The 7998-nt window shown below is 69.4% G+C and carries 8 protein-coding genes and 1 pseudogene; 4 read left to right on the forward strand and 5 right to left on the reverse strand.

All coding sequences use genetic code 11. The features are described from left to right. The 3 genes and pseudogenes from K8V84_RS18630 to K8V84_RS18640 all read left to right on the forward strand — a co-directional run. Window positions 1–186, forward strand: a pseudogene (locus K8V84_RS18630) (cytochrome ubiquinol oxidase subunit I); the annotation flags it as partial. A 12-nt stretch (window positions 187–198) separates the two neighbouring features. Beyond that, the gene (locus K8V84_RS18635) at window positions 199–624 is read left to right on the forward strand and encodes a cytochrome c oxidase subunit 4 (protein ID WP_304076635.1); all 426 of its coding nucleotides are present in this window, start codon (window positions 199–201) and stop codon (window positions 622–624) included. A gap of 208 nt (window positions 625–832) precedes the next feature. Next, window positions 833–2134 carry an Ig-like domain-containing protein gene (locus tag K8V84_RS18640; protein WP_304076638.1) on the forward strand — a complete coding sequence of 434 codons (1302 nt, stop codon included), beginning with the start codon at window positions 833–835 and terminating at the stop codon, window positions 2132–2134. Between the two features lie 60 nt (window positions 2135–2194). Here K8V84_RS18640 and K8V84_RS18645 read toward each other — a convergent pair whose 3' ends face one another. The 5 genes from K8V84_RS18645 to K8V84_RS18665 all read right to left on the reverse strand — a co-directional run bounded on the left by K8V84_RS18645 (window position 2195) and on the right by K8V84_RS18665 (window position 7686). Next, the gene (locus K8V84_RS18645) at window positions 2195–3331 is read right to left on the reverse strand and encodes a glycosyltransferase family 4 protein (RefSeq protein ID WP_304076641.1); all 1137 of its coding nucleotides are present in this window, start codon (window positions 3329–3331) and stop codon (window positions 2195–2197) included. Window positions 3332–3430: 99 nt separating this feature from the next. Continuing rightward, window positions 3431–4462, reverse strand: a complete 1032-nt coding sequence (locus K8V84_RS18650; RefSeq protein WP_304076644.1) for a C40 family peptidase — start codon at window positions 4460–4462, stop codon at window positions 3431–3433. A 333-nt stretch (window positions 4463–4795) separates the two neighbouring features. After that, window positions 4796–5788 (reverse strand): C40 family peptidase, encoded by a 993-nt coding sequence (locus K8V84_RS18655; RefSeq protein WP_304076645.1) that lies wholly within the window; start codon window positions 5786–5788, stop codon window positions 4796–4798. A gap of 264 nt (window positions 5789–6052) precedes the next feature. Next, window positions 6053–7408, reverse strand: coding sequence for an NYN domain-containing protein (locus K8V84_RS18660; protein ID WP_304076648.1), 1356 nt, complete (start codon window positions 7406–7408; stop codon window positions 6053–6055). Then, entirely contained in the window at window positions 7405–7686 is a 282-nt protein-coding gene (locus K8V84_RS18665; protein WP_067606557.1) for a hypothetical protein, read from the reverse strand. The genes K8V84_RS18660 and K8V84_RS18665 overlap by 4 nt, the downstream gene beginning before the upstream one ends. 156 nt (window positions 7687–7842) lie before the next feature. Here K8V84_RS18665 and K8V84_RS18670 point away from each other — a divergent pair. Continuing rightward, the coding region (locus K8V84_RS18670) for an exonuclease domain-containing protein (RefSeq protein ID WP_304076650.1) at window positions 7843–7998 on the forward strand (156 nt) is incomplete at its 3' end.

A 7998-nucleotide genomic window follows, 5' to 3' on the forward strand; every position in this document is an offset into this window, starting at 1 on the left:
CCGCTGGTGGAGGTGGACGACCCGTGGGGTTACGGCTGCTCGCTGGAGTGGGCCACGTCCTGCCCGCCGCCCAGGCACAACTTCACGTCGCTGCCGCGGATCCGGTCCGAGCGCCCGGCCTTCGACCTCAACCACCCGCACGTCGCGGCCCCCGGTGCCGTCGCTGCCGGTGCCGAGAAGAAGTAGGAGGCGGCCCATATGAAGATGCAGGCCTACCTGTTCATGGGTATCGCGACCTTCTTCGGTCTGGTCGGTGCCCTGTACATCTACTGGTCCTACCTGGAGACCGGCCAGGTCGAGTGGGCAGGTTCCACCATCCTGGTCGTGGGCATCGGCTTCGGTTGGATGCTCGGGTTCTGGCTCTGGCAGTCGGCTCGCCGTAGTGAGCACCACCACGGGCTGCCGCCCGAGGAGCGCCTCGACGGTGAGATCTCCGAGAACTCCGGCGAGTACGGCTTCTTCAGCCCTCACAGCTGGTGGCCGATGTTCGTCGCGCTGGCGGTCGCCTTCACGGCGGTCGGCATGGCGATCGGCTGGTGGATGCTGTTCCTCGGCTTCCTGGCCATCATCCTGACCACGATCGGCTGGGTCTTCGAGTACTACCGCAAGGAGTTCCAGCACTGAGATCGGCCCGAGAGGCGATTGTTCTTCGAGAGAAGATGGTCACCCAGGGTAAGATGTGAGTGTCACCGCCCCGGTGGCCGGACACGCGTCCGTGAGGCGCGTGCCGGGCACCGGGGCTCTTGTTTTATCGTTGCCCGAAGGGCGCGGAAAGGCTCCGGCCCTGGCCGGACGCTCCAGTGCGCCGACCGAATGGACGTTGGAGGACTGTGTGAAGCGACGAGCCCACTCACGAGCGGCCCTGGCGACGGTCGTGCTCGTCCTGCTCACCGCCTGCAGCACCGATGAGGAACCGGAGACGGACGCGCAGGGAACCGAGGAGGCCGCCGGCCCCGAGGTGACCATCACGCCCGAACCGGGAGCCACCGAGGTCGCTCCGAACACCCCGGTCCGGGTCGAGGCCGAGGGCGGCACCATCACCGACGTACGGATCGACCAGGTCGACCAGGTCGACGCCGCCGAAGCGGGCGACGGTGAGGCGGAGGGAGCGCGGGAGCCCACGGTCCACGACGTCACCGGCACCCTCAACGAGGATGAGGACGCCTGGGTCGCCGACTGGAACCTGCACCCCGGGTCGGCGATCACAGTCACCGCGACCGCCACCGACGACGAGGGCGAGGAGACCGAGGTCGTCTCCGAGTTCACCACGCAGGACACCACGGAGGGGCAGAGCCTCGAACTGGCCTCCAACTTCCCCACCTCGGGCCAGACGGTCGGGGTGGGCATGCCCGTGATCATCAACTTCGACCTGCCCGTCACCAACAAGGAGCAGGTGGAGAACTCCATGGAGGTCATCTCCGAGGAGGAGACGCAAGGGGCCTGGAACTGGGTCTCCGACCAGATGGCGGTCTTTCGCCCCGAGGAGTACTGGGAGCCCTACCAGCAGATCGCGGTCGACCTGCACCTCGCCGGGGTGGAGGCCTCCGACGGCGTCTTCGGGGTGAGCGACCACCGCATCGAGTTCGAGGTCGGTCGGGAGATGATCTCCACTATGCACGTCCCCGACCACGAGATGGAGGTGTCCGTCGACGGTGAGGACGTCCGTACCATCCCGGTGAGCAACGGGGCGGCCGACGAACGCTTCAACACCACGACCTCCGGTGTCCACCTCACCATGGAGAAGTACGAGTCCCTGGTGATGGACTCCGCCACCGTCGGCATCGAAGAGGGGGAGCCCGGTCACTACCGGCTGGACGTCGACTGGGCGGTGCGCACCTCCAACAGCGGGGAGTTCTCCCACGCCGCCCCCTGGAACTCCGGCAACCTGGGCAGCGCCAACACCTCCAACGGGTGCACCAACATGTCCGTCGATGACGCCCGCTGGTTCCACGACGAGTCGCTGATGGGCGACGTCCTGGAGACCACCGGTACCGACCGCGAACTGGAGTGGGACAACGGCTGGGGCTTCTACCAGCGCTCCTGGGAGGAGTGGCTGGAGCAGAGCGCCACCGGTGAGCCTCAGAGCACCGACGGTTCGGGCACTCCCGGCGGTGTTCACGGAGAGGACCTCTAGGACGCACAGGGCCCGGGAGTCACCGGGGCCCCGCGGGATCCGGAGCGCCTCGGGAACGCCTCAGTCCCCTTCAGGGCCTCTCAGGAGGCCGTCAAGGCGACTCAGGGTCCGATCCCAGGTCCACTCTCGGGAAACCCATTCGCGACCGCGTGCGCCCATCAGGGCGGCGCGGTCGCGGTCCTTCAAGAGCCGAATGATCGCGCGGGCCGCGGGCCCGGGCAAGGATCCGTCCACCACGTGCCCGGTCTCGCCCTCCAGGACCGCGTCCGGGGCGCCGCCCGAGGACCCCGCCACCACCGGCAATCCGGTGGCCGAGGCCTCCAGGTAGACCATTCCCAGCCCCTCCACGTCCAGCCCGCCCCGGCGGGTCCGACACGGCATGGCGAACACGTCGCCCGCGTCGTAGTGGGCGGGCAGCTCCTCGGCCCGGACCGGGCCGGTGAAGCGTACCGAGTCCAGCCCCGCGGCGGCCGAACGCAGACGGGAGCCGTAGGGGCCGTCGCCCACCAACAGCAGGATCGCGTCGGGAACGTCCGCCAGAACCCGTGGCCAGGCCCGGATCAGGGTGTCCTGCCCCTTGCGCGGCACCATGCGCGACACGCACACCACCACCGGGCGGTCGCCCAATCCCAGACGTTCACGTACCTCTCGGCCTCCGGCGCCCGGCCGGAAGCGGTCGGTGTCCACCCCGGGGGCCAATCGACGCATGCGCGCGCCGGCGGCGGGGGACAGCGAGCGTGACAGGCGACGTCGCGTGTACTCGCCCAGGTAGGTGACGGTGTCCACGGTGTCGCCGATCCGGCGCAGTGCCGAGGCGGGGCCGGGCAGGACGGTCCAACCGGTCTCGTGCCCGTGGGTGAGCGCGACCTGCCGCAGGGGACGCAGGTGGGTCGCGGCCAGTCCCAGCGGGGCCGCGGCGCCGTAGAGCACGGAGTCGCATCCTTCGAGTTCGGCGATCACCCGAGCCCGCCGCACCACTCGCGGAGTGGGCAGCAGCACCTTGGCCGCGTCCCGCACGATCGGGAAGGGCTGACGAAGGTCGAAGTGGGGGTCGGCCGCCTGGTCGGCGGCGCCGGGGGAGGAACAGTAGACCACGACCGACCCGGGCCGGCGGCGCAGGGCGAGTTCGTGCACGAAGGACTCGATGCCGCCCGCGCGGGGTGGGAAGTCGTTGGTGATGATCAGGGTTCGCGACACCCTGGTGAGTCTAGGGGGAGTTCGCGCAGGGGCTCCGGAGGGCGCCTCGGGCCCGTGGTGAAAGCACCACGGGCCCGAACGGAGAGGAGGGGCGACCGGTCACGGCCGCACGGCGGTGGTGAAGTTGGAGCGGTAGTAGTCGTTGAGCGTGACCGTGCCGATGGGGCGCGAGGACGTGGAGGCGTGCACCATCACGTTGTCCCCCGCGTACAGGCCCACGTGGGTGGGGCTGGCGCCGTAGAAGAACATCAGGTCACCGGGCTGCATGTTCTCCCAGGACACCCGCTGCCCCGCGTTGACCTGGTCGTAGGTGGTGCGCGGCAGGTTGACGCCCGCCTGGGCCCAGGCGGCCTGGGTCAGACCGGAGCAGTCATAGCCGCCCGGTCCGGTGCCGCCCCAGACGTAGGGCTTGCCGATCTGGGCGTAGGCGAAGTCCAGGGCGACCTGGGCGTTGCCGGTGGCCGGGCCGGTGTAGTTCGCACCGCCCCCGCTGTCGCCGCCATCGCTGCTTCCACTGTCGTTACCGACGTTCTCGGTGGCAGCGGCCTGTTCCTCGGCGGTGAGCTCTTCGAGCAGTTCCTCCTGCTCGGCGATGGACGCCTCGGCCTCCTCGGTGGCCTCCTCCGCGTCCTCCAGCGCCTCGGCGGCGCTCTCCTCCGTGGACTCCGCCTCCTCGCGCAGGGACTCCAGGTGCTCCAGCTCGTCGACGTACTGGTCCAGGCCGGCCTGTTGCTGCTCGGAAAGGTATGTGAGGTCGGCCTGGTGCTCCAGGGCCTCCTCGGGGCCGGTGGCACCGATCAACTGGGTGGGCGAGGTCGGGTCGACACCGGTGTAGGCGATGTTGGCCAGGCTGCGTACCCCGCCGCTCAGCTCGTCGATGGTCTCTTCGGCGGTCTCGATGTCGTCGAGCAGTTCCTCGAGCTTTTCCTCCGCGGCCTCGTGCGCCTCCTTGGCGTCGTTGTAGGCCGCGTTGAGCTCGATGAACTCCTCTTCGAGGCTCTCGATCTCCTCTCGCACCTCGTCGGCGGTCGGCTCGGCGTGCGCCACGGCGGTGGGGGCGAGGAGGACCCCGACGCAGATCGAGGCGATGACGGCCGATCGGCGACCGGAGACGCCACGGAATGCAGACACTGGCAACACCTTTCTCCCCTCGTCCCGAATGGAGCGGGGACAAGGCAGTGCACCGGGCGGGACGGAGTCGAAGAGGTCGACCGAAAGGCTGCGGGGAGTGACCCGACCCGGACGTGGTCGTCACCGACGGGGTTCGGCGAAGAGGAGCGACCACGCTCGGCGATGAACATTAGTGCATTCCTTGGGTGGCTCTCAACTGTTTCGTGACGTTCCGGAGCATCAGGTGGTCTGTCCGAAACCCCTGACTTGCCGTTACCCGGTGCCACCGCGAAACGAAAAAAGGCCGCCGCCCCGGAAGGGTGCGACGGCCTCGACGAGTGGCGGCGCGGTGCGCTACAGACGCACGGCGAACTCGAACTGGCCGGCCCAATAGGCGGCCAGCCCCACGACCTCGATGTTGCGGCCCGTGCGCGGGGCGTGCACCATCTGGCCGTTACCGGCGTAGAGGCCGTTGTGGCCCTGGCCGGAGAAGAACATGATGTCGCCCGGCTGGAGCGAGTTCATGTCGGTGATGCGGGTGCCGAGCTCGGCCTGGGCGTAGGTGGTGCGCGGCAGGTCGACGCCCGCGGCCCGCCAGGACGCCTGGACCAGGCCGGAGCAGTCGTAGCCGTTGGGACCGGTGCCGCCGTAGACGTAGGGCAGGCCCACCTTCGAGTAGGCGAAGTCCAGCGCGCCGGAGGCGTTGCCGCTGCCCCCGTGGGACTGACCGCCGCTGTCGTCCGCGCCCTCGGTGGAGCTGTCCGCGTCGGGGAACTGGGCCAGGAGCTCCTGCTGCTCCTCGATGGCGGACTCGACCTCGTCCTTGGCCTCTTCGGCCCCATCCAGGGTGTCCTCGGCCTCGTCCAGGGCCTTCTCCGCCTCGTCCTTGAGGGCGAAGAGGCGCTCGGAGGAGTCGCCGAAGTCGTCGAGCTGGGATTGCTGGGCGTCCGACAGGTAGTTCAGGTCGGCGTTCTGCGCCAGCAGCGCCTCGGGGCCGTCGGAGGTGAGGATGTTCGTGGTGGAGTCGAGCTCGCCGCCCTGGTAGGTGGCGTTGGCGAACTGCTGGACCTGCTCGCGCAGTTCGTCGTAGCGCTCCTGCTCGTCCCCGACCTGTTCGTCGAGTTCGTCGTAGGCGGCCTTGGCCGTCTCGTAGTCCTCTTCGGCCTGGTTGTAGGCCTCGACGGCCTCCGAGGCCTCCTGGTTCAGTTCCTCGATGCGGTCCTCGACCTCGTCCTGGGTCGGTTCCGCATGGGCGATGCCGGGGGCGATGAAGGTGCCGGCGGCGACCACACCGAGGCCGGTCGTAGCGATTCGGCGAGCAGTACGCCGACCACCGGGGTTCTTCATGGCGGTCCACGCTCCTTGAGTGTCTGAGAAGTCCGCAGGGGTGACTGGGAGACGGAAAAGGTCGGGGGGTGACCCACGTCTTGGAGTAGGCCGACATGAGTGTGCGGGCCCTCGCCGGGGGTGGGGTGGCACAAGAGTGGCCTTCTACCCGACGAAGCACTCACGTTCGGGAAGAACCTAGCGGACGCGCCTTCCCCTCTCAACCACAACGAGCATCGGTCACCACCACGCTCGGTGGTGACCGTGGTCACATCGGGAGGGTTCTCAGTCGAGTCTTCGCAGGAAGATCAGGGAGGGGACGGCCCGGGCGCCGACTTCGCGCACCGCCTGAACGATCTCCTTGTCGGATGTCACAACGGCGATCGGCCGGCCCGGCGGTTCGGCCCGTACCAGCCGGACTATGACCTCGTCCGCGGTCTCCCCGGGCGCGCTGAACAACAATCGGACCCGGCGGCTGGGCGTCAGCGGGGGAGTGTCCACGTCCGCGCCGTCGAACACGCAGGTGATCTCCGCTTTGGTCCGACTCGCCAACCCCTCCAACGAGGTGAGCAGGCGATTGCGCTGGTCGGCCAGCGGCAGGTTCCCGTACCCGGTCTTGGTGACGTTGTAGCCGTCCACCAGTAGATGAACCCGAGGCACGGTCAACAGACGGTCCAACAACCCCGGATCGTCGTCGGGCAGCCCGCCCAGGGACACCCGGCGTTGTTCCTCATGGGCCTCGGCGACCAGGTCGGCGGGGCTGTCCAGACCGGTGGGAAGCGCGAGCTCGCGACGCAGCCCGTGCGAGGCGTCCACCAGTACGTCCAACAGCACACGCAGCCGCGCCTCGTCGGCGTTGCGTCCGGCGCGCACCGCGCGGCGGGAGTTCTCGACCTGGGCCTCGGCGTCGGCCAGCCGGGAACGCAACCGGCGGTTCTCCACCTCCAGGCCGTTGATCCGGCCCTCGGTCTCGCCCCGACGCTCACGGAACTCGACCAAGGCCTGTTCGGCCTCGGCGGTGGCGTTCTTGGCGCGTTGGCGTTCGTGATGCACCTTGCGGCGCAGCTCGGCGATCTCGGTGCGCTGCTCGACGATGGTGGTGCGCTGTCGCTCCAGGTCCGTCTGGTGGCCGCGGCGGGCCTCCTCCAGCTCCCGGCGTACGCTCTCCAGGGCCTCGGCCGCCTCGTCCACCTCTTTGGCGCTGTACCGACGGTCCAGTTCGAGGTGGACGTTCTCGATGACCTCGGCCCACCCGCGGGGACGCAGCAGGTAGGCGCAGGCCGCCACCGTCACGGGGTCGGCGGCGGGCGGGACGACCCCCGAGCGCATGCCCTCGGCGAGTTCGGGCCACACCTGTTCCACACGGGCGGCGACCAGACCACGAAAGCCCGGATCGGTCTCCAACTGCGCGGCGATCTGCGGTCCGGCCAGCCGTGCGCGTCGACGGGGCTCGAACCTGGCCACCCTGCGCAGCACGGGCGGCAGGTCCGACGGACGCATGCCGCCCAACACATCGGACCCGTACTCCACGACCCGCGCGCGCACCGGCTCGGGCAGTGGGCGCACGAGGTGCTCCTCGCCGTCCTCCGGCCCGGGATGGTCCTCCTCGCCGGAGCCGCCCGTCACCGGGCCGGCGCTCATGACCGACCCGTCGGGCTCTCCGCCGAAGTGTCGGGGACCGACCGCTCGGCGTCAGGACGGGGGACGATCTCCACACTGTCGGTGGCGCCGCACCAACGGCACTTCACCCGTTCGATCGTCTCCGCCAACACGGTGCGCTCCTCCACGGCACCGGCGCCGGACAGCTCCTGGTGCACGTAGTCCTGCGAACGCACGGTGCGCGTGACGTCGAACCGCGTGAGATTGCCGCACCCGGTGCATCGCCAACGCTCATCGTCACCCGGCATCGCGATCCCCACGGTTCCTCCTCGGTGTCGTTGCTCGTTCGTGGCGGTCCTCGCCCGACCCGTCGGTCGTTCGACGTCGGAACCGCCCACGCACACATCTTTCCATGTCGGGCGGGTCGACCGTCATCCCGGACGGGTTCGGTCCTCACCCCCGACTAACCTGACCGCGTGGTTGGACAGCCCGCGACGCCCTTCGGCGACCAGACCAGCATCGACGACCTCGGCACCCCACTGGCCGGGGTCACCTTCGTCGTGGTCGACCTGGAGACCACCGGAACCAGCGCCTCCAAGTCCCGGATCACCGAGATCGGGGCCGTGCGGGTT

This window comes from Nocardiopsis listeri, assembly GCF_020741345.1.
Taxonomy (GTDB): domain Bacteria; phylum Actinomycetota; class Actinomycetes; order Streptosporangiales; family Streptosporangiaceae; genus Nocardiopsis; species Nocardiopsis listeri_A.

What these genes read in the sequence shown, in the direction of transcription:
- K8V84_RS18655 (WP_304076645.1), bottom strand. Translation starts at nt 5,788, where the DNA reads ATGAAGAACCCCGGTGGTCGGCGTACTGCTCGCCGAATCGCTACGACC.
- K8V84_RS18635 (WP_304076635.1), top strand. Translation starts at nt 199, where the DNA reads ATGAAGATGCAGGCCTACCTGTTCATGGGTATCGCGACCTTCTTCGGT.
- K8V84_RS18660 (WP_304076648.1), bottom strand. Translation starts at nt 7,408, where the DNA reads ATGAGCGCCGGCCCGGTGACGGGCGGCTCCGGCGAGGAGGACCATCCC.